Here is a 21,945-nt window from a genome sequence, read left to right on the forward strand (position 1 = left end):
AGCACGAGGCTACGCCCGCACCCTCATCCGCCCCTTCGGGGCACCTTCTCCCGAAAAGGGGGCCATGGTCCCGAAGGGAGAAGGAAACAGCCGAGCACGCATAGCCCCTCTCCCACCGGGAGAGGGGTTGGGGTGAGGGTCCGGCGCGAAGCGACTCGTGGACTTGGGCGCACGAGGCTTGCTCACGTACCCTCATCCGGCCCTGCGGGCCACCTGCTCCCGGTGGGAGAAGGAACAGCCGCTGAGTGCATAGCCCTTCTGCGCCGGGCCGGCGCAGGGCGTGCTCGCCTGCACCATGCCGCCGCGCCCGCCGACGGCGGACGCGGCAGGTGGGCGCTCTCAGCCCACCCACACCCGCGCGTTGCGGAACATGCGCAGCCACGGCGAAGCGTCCACCCAGCCCTCGGGATGCCAGCTGAGGTTGAGCGCGCGCGGGGTGCGCTCGGGATGCGGCATCAGGATCGTCACCTGTCCGTCGTCGCTGGTCAGGCCGGTGATGCCGTCGGGCGAGCCGTTCGGGTTCAGCGGATAGCGCTGCGCGACCTCGCCGTTGCCGTCGACGAACCGCAGCGCCACGCGCGCGGCGGCCTGGTCCACGGCATTGTCGAACTCGGCGCGGCCTTCGCCATGCGCCACCGCCACCGGGATCCGCGAGCCGGCCATGCCGCGCAGGAAGATCGACGGCGACTCCACCACTTCCAGCAGGCTGGTACGCGCCTCGAACTGCTCGCTGCGGTTACGCAGGAAACGCGGCCAGTGTTCGGCGCCGGGAATGATGTCCTTGAGCTGGCTGAGCATCTGGCAGCCGTTGCACACGCCCAGCGCGAAGGTGTCGGGGCGCGCGAAGAACGCCGCGAACGCATCGCGCAGCGCGGGCCGCTCCAGGATCGAGGTGGCCCAGCCGCGGCCGGCGCCGAGTACGTCGCCGTAGCTGAAGCCGCCGCAGGCCGCCAGCCCGACGAACTCGGCCAGGTCCACGCGCCCGGCGATCAGGTCGCTCATGTGCACGTCGAAGGCGCGGAAGCCTGCCTGCTCGAACGCGTTGGCCATCTCGATCTGGCCGTTGACGCCCTGCTCGCGCAGGATCGCCACCTTGGGCCGCTGCCCGCTGGCGACGAACGGCGCTCCCACATCCTCGGCCGGGTCGAACGCCAGCTTCGGCCTCAGGCCGGGCGCGGCGAAATCGCGCGCCACCGCGCGCTCCTCGTCGGCGCTGTCGGGGTTGTCGCGCAGCTTCTGCATGGCATGGCTCACCGACCACCACGCGTCGAACAGCTCTTCCCAGCGCCACTCGACCAGGGTCTTGCCGGCCAGGCCCACGCGCACCACCGCGGCGGTGCTGGGACGGGCGATGCGCTGCGCGCACTCGGTCAGCGCATGCCGCTCGATCAGATCGGCGAACGCGGCGCGGTCCTCGTTGGCGACCTGCACCACCGCGCCCAGTTCCTCGTTGAACAGGCTGCGGAACGGATCGTCGCCCCAGGCATCGAGGTTGATCTCCAGGCCCTGGCGCGAAGCGAACGCCATCTCGCACAGGGTGGCGAAGGCGCCGCCGTCGCTGCGGTCGTGGTAGGCCAGCAGCAAGCCGGACTCGCGCGCATCGCGGATCAGTTCGAAGAACGCGCGCAGGCGCTGCGCATCGTCCAGGTCCGGCACCGCGCCGCCGAATGCCGGCAAGCCGCCCTCGGCATGCACCTGCGCCAGCACCGACCCGCCCAGGCGCTGCTTGCCGCCGCCCAGCCCGATCAGCCACAGCTCGCTCTCCGCCTCACGCGCCAGCAACGGCGTCAGCTGCGCGCGCGCGTCGGCTACCGGGGCGAACGCGGAGACGATGAGGGAGACGGGCGATACCGACTTGTGGGTGGCGGTGGAGCCGGGATTGGGGAGTGGGGATTCGGGATTGGCAACAGCACTGTCCGTGCCCGTCGACCCGCTTCCACCAATCCCCAATGCCGCTCGCTCTTCGGCAGCCGCAGGCTGACCATCCCGAATCCCGGCTACTGCCCACTGCGCCTGCATCGACAACGAATCCTTGCCGACCGGAATGCTCAGGTCCAGCTGCGGGCACAGTTCCATGCCCACCGCCTTGACCGCGGCGTACAGCCGCGCGTCCTCGCCGGCGTGGTTGGCCGCGGCCATCCAGTTCGCCGACAGCTTGACCTGGTCCAGCGCCTCGACCGGCGCGGCGCACAGGTTCGTGATCGCCTCGCCGACCGCCATGCGCGCCGCCGCAGCGGCATCGAGCAGCGCCAGCGGGGTGCGTTCGCCGATCGCCATCGCTTCGCCGGCGTAGGTATCGAACCCGGCCAGGGTGATCGCGCAATCGGCCAGCGGCAGCTGCCACGGACCGATCATCTGCTCGCGTGCGGTCAGGCCGCCGACACTGCGGTCGCCGATCGTGACCAGGAAACTCTTCGCCGCCACCGCCGGATGCGCCAGCACGCGCAACCCGGCCTCGCGCAGGTCCAGCGTGTCGGTATCCAGCTCCGGCCAGCGCGGCGCCGGCGGCTGCCGCGCATCGCGGTGCATCTTCGGCGGCTTGCCGAACAGCACGTCCATCGGCAGGTCGATTGGATGCTGGGAATGGGGAATGGGGAATGGGGAATGGGTAGAAGCGGGATGGGCTGGCTTTTCACCATTCCCGATTCCCGATTCCCCATTCCCGCCGTCGAAGACGCCATAGCCCACGATGAGCCGTTCCTCGGCGGTCGCCACGCCGACCGCGGCGAACGGACAGCGCTCGCGTTCGCAGATCGCGGCGAATTCGGCCAGGCGCGCCTGCGGCACGCCGAGCACGTAGCGTTCCTGCGATTCGTTGCACCACAGCTGCATCGGCGACAGCGACGGGTCGTCGCTGGGCACGCGGTCCAGGTCGACGATGCCGCCCACGCCCGAGTCGTGCAGCAACTCGGGAATGGCGTTGGACAGGCCGCCGGCGCCGACGTCGTGGAACCAGCGGATCGGATTGTCCGCGCCCAGCGCCACGCAGCGGTCGATGACCTCCTGCACGCGCCGCTCCATCTCCGGGTTGTCGCGCTGCACGCTGGCGAAATCCAGGTCCTCGGCGCTGTCGCCGGAGGCCACCGAACTGGCCGCGCCGCCGCCCAGGCCGATCAGCATCGCCGGGCCGCCGAGCACGATCACCGCATCGCCCGGCTGCAGGCGGATCTTCTCGACCTGGATGCGGTCGATCGCGCCGAGGCCGCCGGCGAGCATGATCGGCTTGTCGTAGGCGCGGGTCAGGTCCTGCGCCTCGGGCAGCTCGAAGCTGCGGAAATAGCCGAGCAGGTTGGGCCGGCCGAATTCGTTGTTGAACGCGGCGCCGCCGAGCGGGGCCTCGAGCATGATCTCCAGCGCCGGGGCCATGCGCGGGTTCAACGGGCGCTCGCCCTCCCACGGCTGCGGCAGGGTCGGGATGCGCAGGTGCGAGACGCTGAAGCCGGTCAGGCCGGCCTTGGGCTTGCCGCCGCGGCCGGTGGCGCCCTCGTCGCGGATCTCGCCGCCGGCGCCGGTGGAGGCGCCCGGGAACGGCGCGATCGCGGTCGGGTGGTTGTGGGTCTCGACCTTGATGCAGAACGCCGACGGCGTCACCGCCTCGCTGCGGTATTCGCCGCTGGCCGGGTCCGGGCGGTAGCGCGCGGCCGGCTGCCCTTCCACCACCGCCGCATTGTCGCTGTACGCGCTGAGCGTGTGCTGCGGGGTCTGCTGGTGGGTGTGCTTGATCATCCGGAACAGCGAGCGGTCCTGCTCCTTGCCGTCGATGCTCCAGCTGGCGTTGAAGATCTTGTGCCGGCAGTGCTCGGAATTGGCCTGCGCGAACATCATCAGCTCGACGTCGGCCGGATCGCGGCCGAGTTCGCCGAAGCGCTGGCGCAGGTAGTCGATCTCGTCCTGCGCCAGGGCCAGGCCCAGCCGCGCGTTGGCCGCTTCCAGCTGGTCCAGCGCGATGCGCTCGACGTCGCCGCGCGCCGGCGCCTGGAACAGCGCCTGCGCCTGCGCCGCGCCGTCCAGCAGCGACTGGGTCATCGGGTCGTGCAGCAACTTGGCCAGCGCCGCCTGCTGGCTGGCGTCGTCCGGCCAGCCGGCCAGGTCCAGGCGGGTGCCGCGCTCCACGCGGCGGATCGCCAGGCCGGCGCCGCGCACCAGCTCGGTAGCCTTGCTCGACCACGGCGAGCGCGTGCCCAGCCGCGGCACTACGTAGCGCGAGCAGGTGCCGGCCTCGGCCGCGATCGGCGCGTCCTGCGCCTGCAGGATGCGCTGCGCGGCGGCGGTATCCACCGCGCCGTCGGCGTCGCTGTCGATGAAGTAGACGTGCCAGGCGCCTGCGATGCGCAGACCGGGAACGACGGATTGCAGGCGGGTTTCGAGCCGAGCGCGACGGAACGGCGAAAGGGCGGAAGCGCCCTCGAGGACGATCATGTCCGGGGAACCGTGTGAGGTAAACGGGCTGCGTAGTGTAGCCGGGACTCGGGACCGGGGACTCGGGACTCGCAAAAGCTGTTTTCGGCGGCCGGGGAAATTCCCAGAAAATCAATAACTAACGCACACGATGCGAATGCCCGCGGCAACGCTCGCATGCCGGGGACGCGCGTTTGCGAATCCCCAATCCCGAAGGCCCAATCCCGGCCGCTTAGCGACCGCCCCCCGCCCGACCCGCCTCGGCCGCACGCTTGTCCAGCGCCTCGCGCAGCTGCGCCGGCGGCAGGTAGCCGCCGAGCTGGGTGCCGTCCGGAGCGAAGATCGCCGGGGTGCCGTTGACGCCCAGGCGCTGGCCCAGGTTGTACTGCATGGTCACCGGGTTCTTGCAGTTGGCCGCGCTCGGCACCTTGCCGTTGGCCTTGGCCTCGGTCAGCGCCTTCTTCTTGTCGGCCGCACACCACACCGCGACCATGTCCTTGTAGTCCTGGCTGCCCAGGCCCATGCGCGGGAACGCCAGGTACTCCACCGCGATGCCCTGCTTGTTGAGCTCGGCGATCTGGCTGTGCAGCTTGCGGCAGTAGCCGCACTCGATGTCGGTGAACACGCTGATGGTGTACTTCGGGTTGGCCGGGGCGAACACGATGCGCTCGGTGCGCGGCGCGGACTCCAGCAGCTTGCGGCGGTAGTTCAGCAGGCCCTCGCTAGAGGCGAACTGCCTTTCCTGGATGTCGAACGGCTGCGCCTGGAACAGGTAGCGGCCATCGTCGGACACGTACAGCACCTGCCCGCCGACCACCACTTCGCGGAAACCCGGGAACGGCGCGGCGCCGATGAAGTCGGGCTTGAAGTTCGGATCCAGCTGCAGCAGCGCCGCACGCACGCGCTGGTCGCCCGGGGTGCCGGCGGGAGCGGCGGCCGGCTTGGCGGGGGCGGCGCCGGCACCGGTAGGCGAAGCCGGCTGCGCGCAGGCGGAAAGGGACGTGGCGCCCAGCAGCGCAAAAAGAGCAAAACGGAGCATTGGCTATCCATGAGGGCTGCGAATCGGCTGGATTGTCGCATACCGATTGGTCCGCTCCATGTAGACAGGCTGAGCCGGCCCTGGACGCGGCAAGCGCAAGCGGACGCGGGCACCGCCCGGGGCGCCTCAGCCGCGCGGATGGTGCTTGCTGTGCAGTTTCTGCAGGTGTTCGCGCGCCACCAGGGTGTAGATCTGGGTGGTGGACAGCGAGCTGTGCCCGAGCAGCATCTGCAGCGCGCGCAGGTCGGCGCCGCGGTTGAGCAGGTGGGTGGCGAAGCTGTGGCGCAGGCCGTGCGGGCTGACCGAGACCGGGTCGATGCCGGCCAGCGCCGCATAGCGCTTGACCAGGCCCCAGAACTGCTGCCGGCTCAGCGGACGCCGCGCCGCATCGATGAACATCGGCACGGTGCCGTCGCTGGCCGGCACCGCCTGCCCCGCCGCCAACGCCGGCCGCGCCGTGTCCAGGTAGCGCTGCAGCCAGTGCTGCGATTCCTCGCCCAGCGGCACCAGGCGTTCCTTGCTGCCCTTGCCGGTGACCCGCAGCACGCCCTGGCGCAGGTTCACCGCGTTCGCCGGCAGGTTCACCAGTTCGCTGACGCGCAGCCCCGCGGCGTACATCAGCTCGAGCATGGCGCGGTCGCGCAGGCCGGCCGGGGCGCTGTCGTCCGGGGTCGCCAGCAGCGCGTCGATCTGGCTCTCGGCCAAGGCCTTGGGCAGGGAGCGCGGCAGCTTGGGCGGGTCCAGCAGTGCGGTCGGATCGTCGCCGCGCTCGCCGCGGCGCAGGCGCAAGGCGAAGAACGCGCGCAGCGACGACAGCCAGCGTGCGTTGCTGCGCTGCGAATAGCCCATGCGGGCACGCCAGGCCAGGTAGTCGAACAAGGCCTGGCGATCGGCGCCGGTCAGGCCGCCGCCGGCGCCGTCGCGCCAGCGCGCGAAGCCCTCCAGGTCGCGCCGGTAGCTGTCCAGGCTCTGCCGCGCCAGGCCCTGCTCGGCCCAGGCCGTGTCCAGGAACTGCTGGATCGCGGCGGCATCGGCATCGCGCAGCGGGGCGAGCCGCTGCGCCTGCTGGCGGCGTTCGGCGGGGGTGCGGAGTTCGGGCATCGGGAGAGCTTACGGGACTCGGGACTCGGGACTTGGGACTTGGGACTTGGGACTTGGGATTCGGGATTCGGGATTCGGGATTCGGGATTCGGGATTCGGGAAAAGCCTAGCGCCGACTTGGCGCGACACAAGGCGTTGGCGGCGCGAGCCGGTGACGGGTTGGTGGCCCTGCCGCTAAGCTGTGGCGATGACCGCCGCGTCCTCCACCGCCACCGCTTCCCGTCCGCGCGCGCTGCTGCCGTGGCGGCTGCTGGCGCTGTTCTACGATGCCTGGCCGGTATTGGCGCTGTGGTTCGCGATCTCCGCGCTGTTCACCCTCGGCTACACGCTCGAAGGCCACGCGCCGCGCGAGAACATCGCCCCGTTCAGCGCCTTGCAGTGGCTGCTGTGGCTGTGCTGCTGGCTGGCCGCCGGGCTGTACGCGACGCTGAGCTGGCGCCGCGGCGGCCAGACCCTGGGCATGCGCCCGTGGCGGCTGCGCCTGCATGGCGCCGATGGCGGCACGCCGAGCTGGGGCGCGCTGTGGCGGCGCTACCTGGTCGGCACGCTGTCGCTGCTGCTGGGCGGGCTGGGGTTCTGGTGGGCGCTGTTCGATCGCGACCGGTTGACGTGGCACGACCGCGCCAGCGGCACGCGGCTGGTTCGACTGCCGAAGCAAACGCCCTGACCGCAGCGGATGGGCAGGCGGCGAACCCGATTGCCGCGTCAATGCCCTGCGGCGCAAGGCGCTCCGCTCAGCCCGGTCGCGCAAGGCGTATCGCGATGCGGCGCAATGTCGCCCCCAGCAGATGTCCCGCCAAATACAGCAATAGCAGCAGCGGCGGCACCAGCAACACGTAACCGGCAATCCAGGACATGCCGCGCAACCACGCGTCGGCCCCCAGCGCATCCAGCACCAGCAACTGCGGGGTCAACGGCAGTTGCAGCAACACGAAGTGCCCTTTGTCGTCGGCACCCTGGGCACCCCACACGCACAACGCGGTCGGCACTGCATACAGCAGGCACAGGCCCACCCCGAGCAGGCTCAACCGGCGCATCGACTCAACTGCTGCGCTTGCGGAACAACAGCCACGACACGGTCAGCATCACCAGCGGCGGCAACGCGTAGGCGATGCGGTAGTCGAACTTGAGCGCGCCGGCCATGCGCCCGAAGAACAGCTGCAGCAGCCAGAACACCAGCGCGAACAGGATGCCCAGGAACAGGCGCTTGCCCATGCCGCCGCTGCGCAGCGCGCCGAACGCGAACGGGATCGCGGCGAAGCACAGCGCCAGCACGTTGACCGGATAGAACCAGCGGCTCCAGTACTGGTCCTCGTAGTCGCGCGCGTCCAGGCCGTTGCGGCGCCGGTACTCGATGCTGGTGTGCAGGTCGTGCGCGGACAGGTTGCGCGGCTTGGCCAGGCCCGAGGCCAGCGCCGCGGCGTCCAGCCGCGAGGCCCACGGCAGGCTGTCGAACTTCTCGCGCTGCACCGAACGCTCGGCGAAGGTGTCGCGGTAGGCCTGCTTCAGGGTCCAGCCGCTGCTGCGGTGCTCGGCGGTGGTGGCGTGGGTCAGCGAGGCCAGGCGCCCGGCCTGGTCCAGCGTGTACAGGCGCACGTCGCGCAGCTCCAGCCAGGTGCCGCCGCTGCCTTCCAGGTGTTCCTCGCCGGCCTGCGCGTTGAGGAAGGTGTCGCCCTCGCGCGCCCACACCCCGGAGTAGCGGGCCATGCTCATGTTGCCGTTGTACTTGGCGTTGGCCTTGATCGTGTCGGCCTGGTTCTGCGCCCACGGCGCCAGGGTCTCGCCGCTGAACACCATCGCCACGGTCAGCAGCAGCATCGTCGCCGCCGCGGCCACGCTCAGCCGCGGCCGCGACAGGCCCAGCGCGCGCAGCGCGGTCAGTTCGGAGGTGGCCGCCAGCTGCCCCAGGCCCATCAGCACGCCGATCACCGCGCCGGTCGGGAACAGGGTGTAGGCGCGCCGCGGCACGGTGTAGGCGACGAACGCCACGGCGTGGCCGAGGCTGTAGCTGCCCTTGCCGATGTCCTTGAATTCGTTGGACAAGGCCATGATCACGTCGAGCCCGAGCAGCACCGCCCAGGTCAGCAGGACGGTGCCGAGCACGGCGCGGCCGACGTAGACGTCGTGCAGGTTGGGACGCAGCCTCATGCCGCCTGCCTCCGCGGCCGCGACAGCTGGCCGTCGCGCAGATAGGTCCACACCGCCAGCACCAGCAGCGGCACGGTCAGCCACCACAGGCCCAGCGCGCGCGGCAGCTTGTCGGTGCTCAGCCACTGGGTGCCGATGAACATCAGGTTGGTGCCGACCAGGTAGGCCAGGAACGCCAGCATGATCCGGCCGTAGCGCTGCTGCCGCGGCGAACTGCGCGATAGCGGCAGGGTCAGCAGGGCGAAGGCCAGCGCCAGCAGCGGCGGGGCGATGCGCGCGTGCAGTTGCGCATTGGCCTGCGGCCGCGGGTCGCCGATCAGCTTGGCGGTGGGCAGCAGTTCCGGATCGTCGTCCTTGCGCGCCTCATCGCGGTCCGGCAGGGCCACGTCGTTGCTCACGTAGCGCATCAGCCGGTAGTCCATGCCGTCGCCGGCCAGCGGCCCTTCCACGCGGTAGCCGTCCTCCAGGCGCAGGTAACGGTCGGCCTTGCCCTCGAAGAACATCGCGCCGCGCTGCGCGGTGACCACGTCCAGGCGGTCGTCCTTCTGCCGCTGCATGAACACCTTGCCCAGCTTGGTGCCGTCGCCGGACAGGGTGCTGATGTAGACGATGCCGCCGTCGGACAGCGGGGTGAAGCGCCCGGCCTCCAGCCCGGCCATCAGCAGGCTGCGGTTGGCCTCGTCGATCAGCCGGTCGGAGGTGCGGTCGGCCCAGGGGCCCAGCCACAGCGAGCACAGTCCGACCAGGGCCACCACCGGCACCACCAGCATCAGGATCGGCCGCAGCAGGCGCCGCGGGCCGACGCCGATGGCGGTGATCACCGCCATTTCCGAGTCGCGGTACAGCCGCGCCAGCGCCAGCAGCAGGCCCAGCATCAGCGCCAGCGGCAGGATCAGCGGCAAATACACCACGAACTGCAGGCCCAACTGGGAAAACAGCAACTTGGCCGGGATGCGGCCATCGGCGATGTTGCCCAGGATGTCGACCAGCACGCCGCCGACACTGACCACCAGCAACACGATGAGGGTCGCCAAGAAGCTCTGGATGAAATCGCGCAGCAGGTATCGATCGAGCTTCGGCATGGGGGTGGGTTGATTTAAACTCTCGGATTCGTTCGCGGCGGAGCCAGCCTAACCCGGCTGGACGTAAACAGCCCGCGATTGTACGGATTTGCCAACGGAATCTGATCAATGGCCCTGGAATTCACCCTGAACCACGACGCCCCGGCTACTGCGGCGTTCGATTGCATCGTCGTCGGCATGTTCGCCGACAAGCGTCTGTCGCCCGCCGCCCAGGCCCTGGATGCGGCCAGCGGCGGACGCCTGACGGCCCTGGCCGGCCGCGGCGACGTCAGCGGCAAGACCGGCGCCAGCGCGCTGCTGCACGACCTGCCCGGGGTGACCGCGCCGCGCGTGCTGGTGGTCGGCCTGGGCGAGGCCGCCAAGTTCGGCGTGCCGCAGTACCTGAAGGCGGTCGGCGACGCGGCGCGCGCGCTGAAGAGCGGGCCGTCCGCCAAGGCGCTGTTCACCCTGTCCGAGCTGGAGATCAAGGGCCGCGACCAGGCCTGGGCGATCCGCCAGGCGGTGATCGCCAGCGACCACGCCTGCTACCGCTACACCGCCACGCTGGGCAAGAAGAAGCCCGACGACAGCGGCCTGGCCAGCCTGGCCGTGCTCGGCGAGGATGCCACCGCGCTGGCCCAGGGCCAGGCCATCGCCGCCGGCGTCAAGTTCGCCCGCGAGCTCGGCAACCTGCCGCCGAACCTGTGCACCCCGGCCTACCTGGCCGAGACCGCGGCCGCCTTCGCCCACGGCGTCGACGGCGCCGAGGCCGAGATCCTCGACGAAGCGCAGATGCAGGAGCTGGGCATGGGCTCGCTGCTGGCGGTGGCGCGCGGCTCGGCCAACCGCCCGCGGCTGCTGGTGCTGAAGTGGCACGGCGGCGGCGATGCCAAGCCCTACGTGCTGGTCGGCAAGGGCATCACCTTCGATACCGGCGGCGTCAACCTGAAGACCCAGGGCGGCATCGAGGAGATGAAGTACGACATGTGCGGCGGCGCCAACGTCATCGGCACCTTCGTCGCCGCGGCGACCGCGCGCCTGCCGCTGAACCTGGTGGTGGTGGTGCCGGCGGTGGAGAACGCGATCGACGGCGACGCCTACCGCCCCTCCGACGTGATCACCAGCATGTCCGGCAAGACCATCGAGGTCGGCAACACCGACGCCGAAGGCCGCCTGATCCTGTGCGACGCGCTGACCTACGCCGAGCGCTTCAACCCCGAGGCGCTGATCGACGTGGCCACCCTGACCGGCGCCTGCATGGTCGCCCTCGGCCACCAGACCGCCGGCCTGATGAGCAAGCACGACGACCTGGCCAACGAACTGCTGGCCGCCGGCGAGCACGTGTTCGACCGCGCCTGGCGCCTGCCGCTGTGGGACGAATACCAGGGCCTGCTCGATTCCAGCTTCGCCGACGTCTACAACATCGGCGGCCGCTGGGCCGGCGCCATCACCGCCGGCTGCTTCCTGTCGCGCTTCACCGAAGGCCAGCGCTGGGCGCACCTGGACATCGCCGGCGTGGCCAGCGACGAAGGCAAGCGCGGCATGGCCACCGGTCGGCCGGTGGGGTTGTTGTCGCAGTGGTTGCTCGACCGCGTTGCGGCCGGGAATTGAGAATGGGGAATCGGGAATCGTGAAAAGCGCCCTGTCTTCCCCCGCCGCGCGCGGCGCACTCGCCGCCGCCGGCTGTTCCCATTCCCTATTCTCCATTCCCCGTTCCCCGCTCTGATGCGCGCCGATTTCTACCTGATCGCCAAGCCGCGCTTCCTGACCGAGCCGCTGCGGCTGGTGTGCGAACTGGCGCGCAAGGCCAACGACGCCAACCTGTGGACCTTGGTGCTGGCGCGCGACGAGGCGCAGGCCGAGGAGCTGGACGAGTTGCTGTGGGCGTTCGACGACGACGCCTACATCCCGCACCAGATCGCCGGCGTCGATGTCGACGAGGAAGAGGCGCAGGTGCTGATCGTCCCGCCCGGCGTGGAAGCGCCGTCGCGCGCGCTGGTGATCAACCTGCGCGACGACGCCTACCGCGGCACCTGCGAGCGCGTGCTGGAAGTGGTGCCGGCCGACCCCGCCGCGCGCGAACCGCTGCGCGAACGCTGGAAACAGTACAAGGCGCTGGGCTTCGAGGTCAGCAAGTACGACATGTGATGAAGCCGGGATTGGGGATTTGGGATTCGGGATGGATCCCTGCACTGTCCCCCCTCCATCGGCATGGCACCGCAACGAATCCCGAATCACGAATCCCCAATCCCGGCTCCTCAATGACCACCCTCGCCCCCAGCTACGACCCCACCTCCTTCGAATCGCGCCTGTACGCCCAGTGGGAGGCGGCCGGCTATTTCAAGCCGTCCGGGCAGGGCGAGGCGTACACGGTGCTGCTGCCGCCGCCGAACGTGACCGGCACCCTGCACATGGGCCACGCCTTCCAGCAGACGCTGATGGACGCGCTGGTGCGCTATCACCGCATGCGCGGCTTCGACACGCTGTGGCAGGTCGGCAGCGACCACGCCGGCATCGCCACCGAGATGGTGGTGTCGCGCAACCTGGCGCTGGAAGGCAAGGGCGAGACCCGCGACTCGCTGGGGCGCGAGGGCTTCATCGCCAAGGTGTGGGAGTGGAAGGCGCAGTCGGGCGACACCATCGAGCGGCAGATGCGCCGCCTGGGCACCTCCAGCGACTGGTCGCGCAGCACCTTCACCATGGACCCGCAGCCGTCGGCGGCGGTGGTCGAGGCGTTCGTGCGCTGGCACGAACAGGGCCTGATCTACCGCGGCCAGCGCCTGGTCAATTGGGACCCGGTGTTGAAGACCGCGATCTCCGACCTGGAAGTGGAGAACGTCGAGGAAGACGGCTTCCTGTGGTCGATCGCCTACGCGCTCGAGGACGGCGCCAGCTACGAGCACGTCGAGCACGACGCCGACGGCAACGAGACCCTGCGCGAGACCCGCGACTACCTGGTGGTGGCCACCACGCGCCCGGAAACCCTGCTCGGCGACACCGCGGTGATGGTGCACCCGCAGGACGCGCGCTACGCCCACCTGATCGGCAGGACGGTGACGCTGCCGCTGACCGGCCGCCAGGTGCCGGTGATCGGCGACGACTACGTGGACCGCGCGTTCGGCACCGGCGTGGTCAAGGTGACGCCGGCGCACGATTTCAACGATTACCAGGTCGGCGTGCGCCACAGCCTGCCGATGATCAACCTGTTCACCCCGACCGCGGCGATCAACGACAACGCGCCTGAGAAGTACCGTGGCCTGGACCGCTACGACGCGCGCAAGGCGGTGCTCGCCGACCTGGAAGACCTCGGCATCCTGGTCGAGACCAAGCCGCACAAGCTGCAGGTGCCGCGCGGCGACCGCACCGGCCAGGTGATCGAGCCCTACCTCACCGACCAGTGGTTCGTGAAGATGGACGCGCTGGCCAAACGCGGCCTGGAACTGGTCGAGTCGGGCCAGGTCAAGTTCGTGCCGCCGAACTGGATCAACACCTATCGGCACTGGATGGAGAACATCCAGGACTGGTGCATCAGCCGCCAGCTGTGGTGGGGCCACCGCATTCCGGCCTGGTTCGACGACGCCGGCACTTGCTACGTCGGTCGCGACGAGGCCGAGGCGCGCGCGAAGCACGGCCTTGGCGCCGACGTCGCCCTGCACCAGGACAGCGACGTGCTGGAGACCTGGTTCTCCTCGCAGCTGTGGCCGTTCTCGACGATGGGCTGGCCCGATCCGCAGGCGATGGCCGAGCGCGGCTACGAGCGCTACCTGCCGTCGAGCGTGCTGGTCACCGGCTTCGACATCATCTTCTTCTGGGTGGCGCGGATGATCATGGCCACCGACAGCTTCACCGGCCAGGTGCCGTTCCGCGACGTGTACATCACCGGCCTGATCCGCGACAAGGACGGGCAGAAGATGTCCAAGTCCAAGGGCAACGTGCTCGATCCGCTGGACATCATCGACGGCATCAGCATCGAGGACCTGGTCGCCAAGCGCACCACCGGGCTGATGAAGCCCAAGGACGCCCCGAAGATCGAGAAGGCCACGCGCAAGGAATTCCCCGAGGGCATCATCGCCCATGGCGCCGACGCGCTGCGCTTCACCATCGCCGCGCTGGCCGGCCACGGCCGCGACATCAAGTTCGACCTCGGCCGCGCCGAGGGCTACAAGAACTTCTGCAACAAGCTGTGGAACGCCAGCCGCTTCGTGCTCATGAACACGGAGGGACGGGACTCGGGACTCGGGACCCGGGACTCGGCACAGCACGCGCCGGTCACCGATGCCGAGAAGTGGATCCTGGTGCGGCTGGACAAGGTCGCCGCCGAAGCGCAGGCGCACTACGCCGCCTACCGCTTCGACCTGCTCGCGCAATCGCTGTACGAGTTCGCCTGGAACGAGTTCTGCGACTGGTTCCTGGAGCTGACCAAGCCGGCCTTGAACGGCGACGACGCGGTCGCCGCCGACAGCACCCGCCACACCCTGCTGCAGGTGCTGGAGACGCTGCTGCGCCTGCTGCACCCGCTGACCCCGTTCGTCACCGAGGAACTGTGGCAGCAGGTGGCGCCGCGCCTGGGCATCGCCGCGCCGACCATCTCGCTGCAACCGTATCCGCGCGCCGGCGACCTGGACGTGAGCGCCTACGCCGGTGCCGAAGCCGATATCGAATGGCTCAAGGCCATGGTCTCGGCGCTGCGCCGGGTGCGCAGCGAACTCAACGTGCCGCCGTCCAGGCTGGTGCCGCTGCTGCTGCAGGGCGGCCACGCCGAAGACCGCGCGCGGGTGGAACGCTTCGCCTCGCAGCTGAAGTTCCTGCTGCGGCTGGAGGCGATCCAGTGGCTGGACGCGGCGCAGGACGCACCGCCGGCCGCGGCGGCGATCGTCGGCGAACTGCGGCTGCTGGTGCCGCTGGAAGGACTGGTCGACCTGGATGCCGAACGCACCCGCCTGGACAAGGAGATCAAGCGCGTGGACGCGGAGATCGGCAAGTGCAACGGCAAGCTCGGCAACGCCACCTTCGTGCAGAACGCACCGGCGGCGGTGGTCGAACAGGAACGCGCGCGCCTGGCCGACTGGACCACGCAACTGGCTGGCCTGCGCGAGCAGCGCGCCAAGCTGTAAGTCGCGGACAATCCCAAGCGCATGAAGCTGCGCGTGCCGCCGCCGCTGATCGTGGTCGCCGGCGCGCTGTGCGCATGGGTTGCCGCACATGCCTGGCCGGCGGCGACGTTGCTGCTGCCGGGTCAACGCTCGTTGGGCGCAGCGATGATCGTTGCCGGAGCGGTCGCCAACGTGGCGCCCAAGCTGCATTTTCGCCGCGCAGGGACCACGGTCAATCCGTTGCACCCGCAGCGCGCCAGCGCCTTGGTGCAATCCGGGCTGCATCGCTATTCGCGCAACCCGATGTACGTGGGGCATGCGCTGATACTGCTGGGCTGGCTACTGTGCCTCGGCCATCCGGCCGCAGGTCTTTCCCTGGCGCTCTACCTGCTGTACGTCGATCGCGTGCAGATTCCGAGCGAAGAAGAGGCATTACGCGAACGTTTCGGCGCGGACTACGCGGGTTATTGCCGGCGCGTGCGCCGCTGGCTGTAGAGGGAACTTCACAACGGCGACAATCGACCGCCGCCCGGCATCGCGGGCGGCGGTCTTCAACACTCAGAGCTTTCCGGCGCCCGCCTTGGCCTTGACGTCGTTCGCCACCTGGTTCGCCGGCAGCAGCGAATAGGTGTACGGCGGGGTCCAGCCGATGCTGTTGTTCCACGAGCAGGTCAGCGCCTTGCCGTTGAGCAGCGAGCCGAAATCGCGGTACACGCTGCCGCCGTAGTTGGCGGCGATCTTGTCGCAGCTGCTGACCCCGCTGATGTCGAAGGCGTTGTTCTCGGAGAAGATCTTCGACTCCTTGCCGACGCCATGCGCATGCGAGAACGGATACACCGCGTGGCTGGTGCTGCCGACGTGGTAGTTGTTGTACAGGTGCACCTGGCCGAACCGCACCCGCGGCGCGCGCGCGGAAATGTTCTCGAACAGCGTGTTGTGGATGGTCACCTTGAGCTTGCCGCTGTCGGTGCTGGAGGCGCTGTCGCTGGAGCCGATCAGGTTGTTCTTCTCGTGCGACTTGAACGCCGAGTACGAGATGGTCACGTAGTTGGCGCCCTTCTTGACGTCCAGCGCGCCGTCGTGATGCTGCTTGGGGCGGCCGTTGGCGGTGCCGTTCTGGTCGTCGGTGCGGCGCCCGTCGGTGAAGGTGACATGGTCCACCCACACGTTGCTGGCGCCTTCGATGGTCAGGCCGTCGTATTCGGAATTCCAGTTGCCGGCGCTGCCGTCGTCCGGATCCCACACCGGCTGCGGATCCCACGGATTCTCGATGGTGAGGTTGCGGATGATCACGTCGTTGGCCTTGACGTACAGATAGCCTTCGCGGATCTGCGCATTGGAACCGACGCCGATCAGCGTGGTCTTGGTGGGGACGTCCAGGCGCGCGCGGCTCTTCATGTCCGCGGTGGTGCTGTACGGCGTGCCCTCGCTGACGTCGATGATGCCGCTGATCTTGATGATGCGGCCGTTGCTGCCGACGCTGGCCTTCAGCGCGGTCTTCAGCTGCGCGGCGGTGCTGACGCTGTAGACGTTGGCCGCCGCGGCCTTGGAGCCGCCCTTGGTGCCGCCGTTCTGCGTCGCCCACCCGGTGCTGGCGACCTCCAGGCTGGCATCGGCGTAGGCGCTGCCGGTCGCGCCCGCCAGGCAGACTGCAAGCGCAATCGCGTGGGTGAGCGTGCGCGGGGATGCGATGAGTGACTGTGTCTTCATCCTGGAACCTCGTAAGCATGGGTGGAGTCGTCGCACGCGTGGCGCGGTTCCGCAGCGCGGAAAACGCAAGCGACGCGCGCGCATTCGCTGTCCCTTCGGACAACTGCGCCTCATGCCATCGAATCAGGCAGCGCCGAAGAGGCGCGCACTGTAGGGAGCGCGTTCGGCTTGGGAAGAGACAAATGCAGGGCGTGCGGATCCAACGCTGCGATATGGGGAAGGCATCTAACAAAACCCATTGGCGATGCCGCTTCCGCATCCGCTCCCGCTGCGGGACAACAACGCTGTCCCGACGACATGTCGCGACATTGCGCGAATGCGCGATGCATTCCGGACGTGCTGAAAAACCCGTACCGCAGGCGGCATCGTCGGCAGGCATCGGCAGAGCGACGGCGGGCGACACCGGGTCTATCGGTCGCGGCTGGCAACACCGATCACGTCCATCGCGACCGATGGCCCTGGATCACCCGGCGTCGCTCCCACCGCATTCCGTCGGCCGTAAAACGGCCAAGGCCGAAATGCTCCAATCATCGGAAGTGAAACGGCGCGCACCGGCCGCAGAGCGGCGGCGGCAGGCCGTCGCGGGTTACGACATGCCTTCGAAGAACAGCTCGATCGCCATCACCAGCGCATCCTCGCGGCCGTTCGCCGCCGGGTAGTAGCGCGGGCGGCGGCCGATCTCGTTGAAACCTTCGCTGTGGTACAGCGCGATCGCGCTGGGATTGGACGGGCGTACTTCCAGGAACACGCGGCGCGCGCCCAGGTCGGCGCCGTACTTGATCAGCGCGCGCAGCAGCAGGCGGCCGTAGCCGCGCGATTGCCGTTCCGGCGCGATGCAGACGTTGAGGATGTGCGCCTCGTCGGCGGCGACGCTGATCACGCCGTAGCCGACGATCTGGCCCTGCTCCAGCAGCACCCAGCCCGGATAACCGGCCTGCAGGCAATCGCGGAAGATGCCGCGCGTCCACGGGAACGGATAGGCGCGGCGCTCGATCTCCATCACCGTGTCGAGGTCGGTCTCGCGCAACGTGCGCAGCGTCGCCGCCGCCGGCGAGGACGCCGTGCCCAGCGCGCTCATCGCGGCGCCTGCTTGCGCAGCGCGCGCAGCTGCGGCCACAGCGCGCGCTTGGCGGCGGCATTGCCGCGCAGTTCGGCCAGCGGCCAGGTCGCCATCAACGTCTGCGTGGCCGGATCGTTCGGATTGCGCCCGGAGGCGCGCAACAACGCGATCTGCAGCCGATCGGGCAGACGCAGGCCGGCGCGGCGCGCAGCCGGCGCAGGCGCCGCGCGTTGCGGCTCCGGATAGTCCGCGGGCGCGGCCGGCGCCCGCCCGCGCAGCGACGGCTCCGCAGCCGCGGGCGCTGCGGCGCGCGGCGCGTGAGCCGGTGTCGCGTGCGCGGACGCCCTGGCCGGCGCAGCCACGTCGGCGGCAGGGGCATCGCGCTCCTCGGCCAGCGACGGCTGCGCGACCACCGCGCCGACGTCGGCGTCGGCCCCGACATAGAGCGTATGGCCCAATGCCTGCAGCCAGCCGTGCTGCTCGGCCGACCACAGCGGCGCGGCGTTGGCCATCGCCTCGCTCACGTCGCGTCCGGCAGCTTGCGCCAGCGCCGCCACAGCCAGTAGCAGGGACCGGACAGGGCGTACAGCACGCCGATCGCCAGCAACGCGCGCGACAGGTCGATGACCAGCACCGCGATCACCACCGGCGCCAGCACCAGCATCAGGAACGGCACCCGGTCGGCACGCGGGCCTTTGGCGGCGCCGCCCTTGAAGCTCCAGAAACGGATGCGGCTGACCATCAGCAGCGCCGCGACCACGGTCACGCCCAGCGCCACGTAGCGCAGCTGCTCGCCGTCCCAGCCCAGGTTGCCGTCGGCGAACGCCCACACGAAGGCCATCATCAGCCCCGCCGCAGCCGGACTGGCCAGGCCCACGAACCAGCGCTTGTCGACGGTGCCGACCTGGGTGTTGAAGCGCGCCAGGCGCAGCGCGGCGCAGGCCGCGTACAGGAACGCCACCGACCAGCCGACCCGGCCCATCACGCTGCCGTCGAACTTCAGCGCCGACAGCGACCAGTGGTACATCACCAGCGCCGGGGCCATGCCGAAGCTGACCAGGTCGGCCAGCGAGTCGTACTGCACGCCGAATTCGCTGCTGGTGCCGGTCAGCCGCGCCACCCGTCCGTCCAGCCCGTCCATCACCGCGGCGACGAACACCGCCACGCTGGCATGCACGAACTGGCCGTTGGCGGCGGCGATGATGGCGTAGAAACCGGAGAACAGGCCGGCGGTGGTGAACAGGTTCGGCAGCAGATAGATGGTGCGCGAACGGGGAGGCGGTCGGGATGGGTCCATGCCGGGCAGTTTAATCGACTTGCCAGGCCCGACGGCGGGTGCTGCAATCGGCCCTCGCCCTCGTGCCCCCGGAGAACGTGATGCGCGCCCTGACCCGGCTTTGCTGCCTGTCCCTGCTCGCCGCCAGCGGCGTGGCCGGCGCCGCCACCCTGTACCAATGGAAGGATGCGCAGGGCGTCACCCACTATTCGCAGAGCCCTCCGCCCGGCGGCAAGTACCAGGCGCGGCGGGTCGACCGCCACGGCGACGCCCCGGTCGAGGCCACCGAAGCCGCCGCCCCGGCCGAGAACGCCAACTGCCTGAGCGCGCGCAAGAACCTGGAGATCCTGGGCAAGCCGGGCAAGGTGATGACCGACCGCGACGGCGACGGCAAGCCCGACGCGGAGCTGGACGACGCCCAGCGCGACGCGCAGAAGGGCCTGGCCGAGGCCGCGATCAAGGCCTATTGCGCGCCCCCCGCCGCCGCGGAGTGAGCGCGGCGCGGCGGCACGGACGCGGCGCTGGCCGCCGCACATCCCCGCAGCGCCGGCAATGACTGGCAAAATGGGCGCCCGCCGTTAGCGAAGCCCCTCGATGCGCCTTTCCCAGTTCCACCTGCACACCACCAAGGAAACTCCGGCCGACGCCGAACTGGTCAGCCACCGGCTGATGCTGCGCGCCGGCATGATCCGCAAGCTCGCCTCCGGCCTGTACACCTGGTCGCCGCTGGGTCTGCGCGTGCTGCGCAAGGTGGAAGCGGTGGTGCGCGAGGAAATGAACCGCGCCGGCGCGGTGGAAGTGCTGTTCCCGACCATCCAGCCGCGCGAACTGTGGGAAGCCACCGGGCGCTGGAAGAAGTTCGGCGGCCTGATGCTCCGGATGAAGGACCGCAAGGAGCAGGAATACTGCTACAGCCCCACCGCCGAGGAGGCCGCCGCCGATTTCGCGCGCCAGGAACTGAGCAGCTACAAGCAGCTGCCGGTCAATTTCTACCAGATCCAGACCAAGTTCCGCGACGAGATCCGGCCGCGCTTCGGGGTGATGCGCGCGCGCGAGTTCCTGATGAAGGACGCCTATTCGTTCCACGTCAGCGACGAGGACCTGGCCCGCGAATACGAGAACATGAAGGCCGCCTACAGCCGCATCTTCACCCGCCTGGGCCTGCAGTTCCGCGCGGTGCAGGCCGATTCCGGCGACATCGGCGGCGACGCCTCGCAGGAATTCCACGTGCTGGCCGAGTCCGGCGAAGACTCGCTGGCGTTCTCCACCGGTTCGGACTACGCCGCCAATGTCGAGACAGCGGTCGCCGCCGATCCGGCGCCCCGCGCGGCGGCGCAGGAGGAACTGCGCAAGGTCGCCACGCCCACCCAGAAGACCTGCGAGGCCGCGGCGCAATTGCTCGGCGTCGCGCTGCAGCGCACGGTCAAGTCGGTCGCGGTGATGGCCGGCGACGCGTTCGTGCTGGCGCTGGTGCGCGGCGATCACGCGGTGAACGAGATCAAGCTGGGCAAGGTCGCCGGCCTGGCCGGCTACCGCATGGCCAACGAGGCCGAGATCCGCGCCCACCTCGGCAGCGAGCCGGGCTTCCTCGGACCGCTGAACCCCAGCCAGCCGATCCGCGTGGTCGCCGACCGCGACGTGGCGGCGATGGCCGATTTCGTGGTCGGCGCCAACGAGACCGGCTTCCATCTGGCCGGAGTCAACTGGGGCCGCGACCTGCCCGAGCCGGAGACCGTGGCCGACCTGCGCAACGTGGTCGAAGGCGAGCGCGCGCACGACGGCGGCGAGATCCGCCTGGCGCGCGGCATCGAAGTCGGCCACGTGTTCCAGCTCGGCCGCCAGTATGCGCAGGCGCTGGACGCCACCGTGCTGGACGAGAACGGCAAGACCGTGGCGATGGCGATGGGCTGCTACGGCATCGGCATTTCGCGCATTGTCGCCGCGGCGATCGAGCAGAACCACGACGAGGCCGGCATCCGCTGGCCGCAGCCGATGGCGCCGTGGTCGGTGGCGGTGTGCGTGATCAATCCCAAGCGCGATCCGGCGATCGACGCGGCCGGCGAGGCGCTGCTGGCCGAACTGCAGCAGGCCGGCCTGGACGCCGCGCTCGACGATCGCGGCCTGCGCGCCGGCGCGATGTTCGCCGATATCGAACTGATCGGCATCCCGCACCGCGTGGTGGTCTCCGAGCGCGGGCTGGCCGCCGGCACCTTCGAATATCGCGCGCGCAGCGGCGGCGACGCCGAGAACCTGGACCGCGCCGGATTGCTGGCGCGCCTGCAGGGTTAATCGGAAAGGCCGGGAATATATCCCGGCCTTTTTTTTTGCGCCGCGATTCGTCACGACGCGGCCTCGACATTTGCCGGGTCAATATGCCGATCGAATCAGCGGCGTTACCCCGCGTTGATTTGACAATCGGAATTCGGTGCGTATAAGTGACACCCACGCCGATCCAGCGATCGGCGTGCCTATCGAAATACCCGGAATATTTGTCAATCCGATAAAGCGATATTATGATTCCGCTCTAGCCAGGGAATGGCTGTATGCCCATCACCCATTTTCCGGAGTACAAATGACCATCGATCTCAGTGGCCTGTCGGCCAAGCAGTTGGGCGCTCTCATCAAGACGGCCAAGAAGCAACAGACCATCGTCGCCAAGCGCACGCCCATCGCCAAGGTCCGCACGCAGCTGGCACGCCTGGCCAAGTCGCACGGTTACAGCATCGACGAAGTCTTCGATGGCGCCGCTCCGGCCAAGCGCGGCCGCAAGCCGGCTGCCGGCAAGCCGGGTCCGAAGCCGGGCCGCAAGCTGGGCAAGGTGCCGCCGAAGTACCGCAATCCGGCCAATACCGCCGAAACCTGGACCGGCCGCGGCAAGCAGCCGCGCTGGCTGGCCGAGCAGGTGGCCAAGGGCAAGAAGGTCGACGACTTCCTGATCGCAGCGCCGGCCAAGTCCGCCGCGCCGGCCAAGAAGACGGCGAAGAAGGCCACCAAGAAAGTCGCCAAGGTCGCCAAGAAAGCCAGCAAGTCCGCCGCCCCGAAAAACTGATCGGCACCCC

General features: G+C 69.5%; 18 protein-coding genes. 8 read left to right on the forward strand and 10 right to left on the reverse strand.

Annotation, left to right across the window (positions count from 1 at the left end; genetic code table 11):
- Positions 1 to 339 precede the first annotated feature (339 nt).
- The 3 genes from purL to xerD all read right to left on the reverse strand — a co-directional run bounded on the left by purL (position 340) and on the right by xerD (position 6,538).
- Positions 340 to 4,419 (reverse strand): phosphoribosylformylglycinamidine synthase, encoded by a 4,080-nt coding sequence (purL, locus tag AB8810_RS19720; protein ID WP_369914620.1) that lies wholly within the window; start codon positions 4,417 to 4,419, stop codon positions 340 to 342.
- Between the two features lie 211 nt (positions 4,420 to 4,630).
- Positions 4,631 to 5,437, reverse strand: a complete 807-nt coding sequence (locus AB8810_RS19725; protein ID WP_191825443.1) for a DsbC family protein — start codon at positions 5,435 to 5,437, stop codon at positions 4,631 to 4,633.
- A 126-nt stretch (positions 5,438 to 5,563) separates the two neighbouring features.
- Positions 5,564 to 6,538: a site-specific tyrosine recombinase XerD gene (gene xerD, locus AB8810_RS19730; protein ID WP_369914621.1), complete on the reverse strand. Its 975-nt coding sequence runs from the start codon at positions 6,536 to 6,538 to the stop codon at positions 5,564 to 5,566.
- 187 nt (positions 6,539 to 6,725) lie between these two features.
- Between xerD and AB8810_RS19735 the strand changes: the two genes are divergently transcribed.
- Positions 6,726 to 7,205 carry an RDD family protein gene (locus AB8810_RS19735; RefSeq protein ID WP_369914622.1) on the forward strand — a complete coding sequence of 160 codons (480 nt, stop codon included), beginning with the start codon at positions 6,726 to 6,728 and terminating at the stop codon, positions 7,203 to 7,205.
- 67 nt (positions 7,206 to 7,272) lie between these two features.
- Here AB8810_RS19735 and AB8810_RS19740 read toward each other — a convergent pair whose 3' ends face one another.
- Genes AB8810_RS19740 through lptF form a run of 3 tightly spaced genes read right to left on the reverse strand, consistent with a single transcriptional unit; the run spans position 7,273 to position 9,768 of the window.
- Positions 7,273 to 7,575, reverse strand: a complete 303-nt coding sequence (locus tag AB8810_RS19740) for a hypothetical protein (RefSeq protein WP_179568537.1) — start codon at positions 7,573 to 7,575, stop codon at positions 7,273 to 7,275.
- A 4-nt stretch (positions 7,576 to 7,579) separates the two neighbouring features.
- Positions 7,580 to 8,686, reverse strand: coding sequence for an LPS export ABC transporter permease LptG (gene lptG, locus AB8810_RS19745; protein ID WP_369914623.1), 1,107 nt, complete (start codon positions 8,684 to 8,686; stop codon positions 7,580 to 7,582).
- Positions 8,683 to 9,768, reverse strand: a complete 1,086-nt coding sequence (gene lptF, locus AB8810_RS19750; RefSeq protein WP_206256644.1) for an LPS export ABC transporter permease LptF — start codon at positions 9,766 to 9,768, stop codon at positions 8,683 to 8,685. The genes lptG and lptF overlap by 4 nt, the downstream gene beginning before the upstream one ends.
- A gap of 108 nt (positions 9,769 to 9,876) precedes the next feature.
- Between lptF and AB8810_RS19755 the strand changes: the two genes are divergently transcribed.
- The 4 genes from AB8810_RS19755 (at position 9,877) to AB8810_RS19770 (ending at position 15,335) form a co-directional block, all read left to right on the forward strand.
- Positions 9,877 to 11,358 (forward strand): leucyl aminopeptidase, encoded by a 1,482-nt coding sequence (locus AB8810_RS19755; RefSeq protein ID WP_206256643.1) that lies wholly within the window; start codon positions 9,877 to 9,879, stop codon positions 11,356 to 11,358.
- A 111-nt stretch (positions 11,359 to 11,469) separates the two neighbouring features.
- Positions 11,470 to 11,895: a DNA polymerase III subunit chi gene (locus AB8810_RS19760; RefSeq protein WP_369916690.1), complete on the forward strand. Its 426-nt coding sequence runs from the start codon at positions 11,470 to 11,472 to the stop codon at positions 11,893 to 11,895.
- A gap of 113 nt (positions 11,896 to 12,008) precedes the next feature.
- On the forward strand, positions 12,009 to 14,861 hold the full coding sequence (locus AB8810_RS19765; protein WP_369914625.1) for a valine--tRNA ligase: 2,853 nt from the start codon (positions 12,009 to 12,011) through the stop codon (positions 14,859 to 14,861).
- A gap of 21 nt (positions 14,862 to 14,882) precedes the next feature.
- A complete protein-coding gene (locus AB8810_RS19770; RefSeq protein WP_179568553.1) occupies positions 14,883 to 15,335 on the forward strand; it encodes an isoprenylcysteine carboxylmethyltransferase family protein in 453 nt (150 codons plus the stop codon).
- 63 nt (positions 15,336 to 15,398) lie between these two features.
- Here AB8810_RS19770 and AB8810_RS19775 read toward each other — a convergent pair whose 3' ends face one another.
- From AB8810_RS19775 to pssA, 4 genes are all read right to left on the reverse strand, one after another.
- Positions 15,399 to 16,550 (reverse strand): polysaccharide lyase family 1 protein, encoded by a 1,152-nt coding sequence (locus AB8810_RS19775; protein WP_225209903.1) that lies wholly within the window; start codon positions 16,548 to 16,550, stop codon positions 15,399 to 15,401.
- A 586-nt stretch (positions 16,551 to 17,136) separates the two neighbouring features.
- Positions 17,137 to 17,628: a ribosomal protein S18-alanine N-acetyltransferase gene (rimI, locus tag AB8810_RS19780; protein WP_179568555.1), complete on the reverse strand. Its 492-nt coding sequence runs from the start codon at positions 17,626 to 17,628 to the stop codon at positions 17,137 to 17,139.
- Positions 17,625 to 18,122, reverse strand: a complete 498-nt coding sequence (locus tag AB8810_RS19785; protein ID WP_369916691.1) for an alanine acetyltransferase — start codon at positions 18,120 to 18,122, stop codon at positions 17,625 to 17,627. The genes rimI and AB8810_RS19785 overlap by 4 nt, the downstream gene beginning before the upstream one ends.
- Before the next feature lie 8 nt (positions 18,123 to 18,130).
- Entirely contained in the window at positions 18,131 to 18,907 is a 777-nt protein-coding gene (gene pssA / locus AB8810_RS19790) for a CDP-diacylglycerol--serine O-phosphatidyltransferase (protein WP_179568557.1), read from the reverse strand.
- An 80-nt stretch (positions 18,908 to 18,987) separates the two neighbouring features.
- On the opposite strand from pssA, the gene AB8810_RS19795 reads away from it, so the two are divergent.
- The 3 genes from AB8810_RS19795 to AB8810_RS19805 all read left to right on the forward strand — a co-directional run bounded on the left by AB8810_RS19795 (position 18,988) and on the right by AB8810_RS19805 (position 21,935).
- Complete coding sequence (locus AB8810_RS19795; protein ID WP_191825436.1) at positions 18,988 to 19,380, forward strand: DUF4124 domain-containing protein; 393 nt, start codon at positions 18,988 to 18,990, stop codon at positions 19,378 to 19,380.
- Between the two features lie 100 nt (positions 19,381 to 19,480).
- On the forward strand, positions 19,481 to 21,175 hold the full coding sequence (locus AB8810_RS19800; RefSeq protein ID WP_369914627.1) for a proline--tRNA ligase: 1,695 nt from the start codon (positions 19,481 to 19,483) through the stop codon (positions 21,173 to 21,175).
- A gap of 283 nt (positions 21,176 to 21,458) precedes the next feature.
- Complete coding sequence (locus tag AB8810_RS19805) at positions 21,459 to 21,935, forward strand: H-NS family nucleoid-associated regulatory protein (RefSeq protein ID WP_191825434.1); 477 nt, start codon at positions 21,459 to 21,461, stop codon at positions 21,933 to 21,935.
- The last annotated feature ends 10 nt before the right edge of the window (positions 21,936 to 21,945 follow it).

Origin of the sequence: Xanthomonas sp. NCPPB 3005, from assembly GCF_041228095.2 — a bacterium.
Lineage (GTDB): Bacteria > Pseudomonadota > Gammaproteobacteria > Xanthomonadales > Xanthomonadaceae > Xanthomonas_A > Xanthomonas_A bonasiae.

Excerpts from the sequence above, each read along its gene's own strand:
- lptF (WP_206256644.1), bottom strand. The coding sequence starts at position 9,768 with ATGCCGAAGCTCGATCGATACCTGCTGCGCGATTTCATCCAGAGCTTC.
- AB8810_RS19765 (WP_369914625.1), top strand. The coding sequence starts at position 12,009 with ATGACCACCCTCGCCCCCAGCTACGACCCCACCTCCTTCGAATCGCGC.
- AB8810_RS19770 (WP_179568553.1), top strand. The coding sequence starts at position 14,883 with ATGAAGCTGCGCGTGCCGCCGCCGCTGATCGTGGTCGCCGGCGCGCTG.
- pssA (WP_179568557.1), bottom strand. The coding sequence starts at position 18,907 with ATGGACCCATCCCGACCGCCTCCCCGTTCGCGCACCATCTATCTGCTG.
- AB8810_RS19740 (WP_179568537.1), bottom strand. The coding sequence starts at position 7,575 with ATGCGCCGGTTGAGCCTGCTCGGGGTGGGCCTGTGCCTGCTGTATGCA.
- rimI (WP_179568555.1), bottom strand. The coding sequence starts at position 17,628 with ATGAGCGCGCTGGGCACGGCGTCCTCGCCGGCGGCGGCGACGCTGCGC.
- AB8810_RS19795 (WP_191825436.1), top strand. The coding sequence starts at position 18,988 with ATGCGCGCCCTGACCCGGCTTTGCTGCCTGTCCCTGCTCGCCGCCAGC.
- AB8810_RS19805 (WP_191825434.1), top strand. The coding sequence starts at position 21,459 with ATGACCATCGATCTCAGTGGCCTGTCGGCCAAGCAGTTGGGCGCTCTC.
- lptG (WP_369914623.1), bottom strand. The coding sequence starts at position 8,686 with ATGAGGCTGCGTCCCAACCTGCACGACGTCTACGTCGGCCGCGCCGTG.
- AB8810_RS19800 (WP_369914627.1), top strand. The coding sequence starts at position 19,481 with ATGCGCCTTTCCCAGTTCCACCTGCACACCACCAAGGAAACTCCGGCC.
- purL (WP_369914620.1), bottom strand. The coding sequence starts at position 4,419 with ATGATCGTCCTCGAGGGCGCTTCCGCCCTTTCGCCGTTCCGTCGCGCT.
- AB8810_RS19735 (WP_369914622.1), top strand. The coding sequence starts at position 6,726 with ATGACCGCCGCGTCCTCCACCGCCACCGCTTCCCGTCCGCGCGCGCTG.
- AB8810_RS19785 (WP_369916691.1), bottom strand. The coding sequence starts at position 18,122 with ATGGCCAACGCCGCGCCGCTGTGGTCGGCCGAGCAGCACGGCTGGCTG.
- AB8810_RS19775 (WP_225209903.1), bottom strand. The coding sequence starts at position 16,550 with ATGAAGACACAGTCACTCATCGCATCCCCGCGCACGCTCACCCACGCG.
- AB8810_RS19725 (WP_191825443.1), bottom strand. The coding sequence starts at position 5,437 with ATGCTCCGTTTTGCTCTTTTTGCGCTGCTGGGCGCCACGTCCCTTTCC.
- AB8810_RS19755 (WP_206256643.1), top strand. The coding sequence starts at position 9,877 with ATGGCCCTGGAATTCACCCTGAACCACGACGCCCCGGCTACTGCGGCG.
- xerD (WP_369914621.1), bottom strand. The coding sequence starts at position 6,538 with ATGCCCGAACTCCGCACCCCCGCCGAACGCCGCCAGCAGGCGCAGCGG.